We start from the raw sequence: 1782 nt of genomic DNA, 5'->3' as shown, positions 1-1782 counted from the left end.
CGTGCTCTTCGAGGCGTAACAGTTCCGTCTGTTCATCCTTCATTAATGAGGAGAGCGGCACACCGGTCCAGTCGGCAATCACCGTGGCAACGGTACGCGCGTCCACATCCAGCCCCAGCAGCGGGTTACCCTGCTGAACGTCACTCAGTTGCTGTTGCAGGCCGGCAATCTCCGCCTGACGGGAAAGGTCCGCACGGCAGGCCAGCAGTTCTTCCGTGAGTTTCAGCTCCTGGCCGTACTGCGCTTCCCGTTCGTCGAGCTCCAGAATAATGCGGACTTCATCCTGTTCGATGGCCGCCAGACGTTCACCGTGGGTGATGTTACCCACCGCGATATCTTCCAGTAACGCCTGCTTTTCCATCGCCAGGGCCGTGAGCTGCGCCTTCATCCGGGTCAGCGTCTCCGGCACGGTGTCGAGGCTCATCCGCACGCGTGCCGAGGCGGTATCCAGCAGGTCAACCGCCTTGTCCGGTAGCTGACGGCCGGTCAGGTAACGACGGGAAAGGGTCACCGCCGCCCTGACCGCCTCATCGGTAATGTGCACCCCGTGGTGCTGCGCGTAGCGGGATTTCAGCCCCCGCAGCATCAGGCAGGCGGTGTCGTCGTCCGGCTCATCCACCTTCACCATCTGGAAGCGCCGCTCCAGTGCCGCGTCGCGCTCAAAATACTGCTTGTATTCACTCCAGGTGGTGGCCGCGATGGTCCGCAGTTCGCCGCGGGCGAGCGCCGGTTTCAGCAGGTTGGCCGCATCCGCGCCGCCCGCCTGGTTGCCTGCGCCGATAATGGTGTGCGCCTCGTCGATGAACAGCAGCACCGGAGACGGAGACTGCTGTACCGCATCAATGACGTTTTTCAGGCGCTGTTCAAACTCCCCCTTCACGCCTGCCCCCGCCTGTAACAGACCGAGATCCAGCGTGCGCAGGCTCACCGTTTTCAGGGACTCCGGCACATTCCCTTCGGCGATACGCAGCGCCAGTCCTTCCACCAGGGCGGTTTTCCCCACGCCCGGCTCCCCCACCAGAATCGGGTTGTTCTTGCGACGCCGCGAGAGAATATCCACCATCTGGCGGATTTCCGTATCACGGCCGAAAACCGGGTCGATTTTGCCCTCACGCGCGTTAGCGGTGACATCAAGGGTGAATTTATCCAGTGCATTTTGTAACGCAGGTGACAGTTCGCCCTCTTTCACCTCACTGCCGGACAGCGGCACGCTGCCGCCCTGCGCCTGTTCTTCTTCCTGTTGTACCTCTTCGCGCTCATCTGACTGCGCATCCAGCAGCGGCCGCAGACGCTCAAGCTGGCTCCCCCCCAGCGTCAGCAGCGGCCATAAACCGTCGCAGCGCACCAGGCTCTGCCGGTCCACCAGCGCCATCAGCAGGTGAATACTGCGTATCTGCGCTTCGCCCGCCAGCGAGGCGCGCAGCCACGCGTCCTGCATCAGGGTCTGAGTGCTGTCCGAAAGCTGCGGGCGGCTGCGCACTGAACGGGGCAGCTTCTCCAGAAAATTCAGCAAATCCTGCCAGATGGCGTCCATATCCCATTCGTAGCGCCGTGCCAGCACCGTCAGGTCACCCTCTCCCTGCTCCAGCAGCTTCAGCAGCCAGTGCTCGGGCAGGATTTCCGCATGGGCGCGGGTCTGGCACAGGGAGGCCGCGCCTTCCATCGCACGGGCGCAGTAGGGGTTCAGACGACGTAACAGGCTGGCTGGATTTTCCATGAGACTCTCTCTTTATCAGTTCCGGACACGCTACCGCCCGTCGCTTTTCCTGGTATTCAGGAACC

The 1782-nt window shown here is 62.5% G+C and carries 1 protein-coding gene; it reads right to left on the bottom strand.

Annotated features, from left to right (window positions below; genetic code table 11):
• Positions 1–1717, bottom strand: a 1717-nt coding sequence (locus tag APU11_RS23330) for an AAA family ATPase (protein WP_114078548.1), incomplete at its 3' end; no start/stop codon positions are given.
• Between the last annotated feature and the right edge of the window lie 65 nt (positions 1718–1782).

The organism is Enterobacter sp. 50793107 (assembly GCF_001463365.1).
In the GTDB taxonomy this organism is placed as follows: domain Bacteria; phylum Pseudomonadota; class Gammaproteobacteria; order Enterobacterales; family Enterobacteriaceae; genus Enterobacter; species Enterobacter cloacae.
Note: the sequence above shows the minus strand (reverse complement) of the source record. Positions and strands in the feature narration are given on the sequence as shown.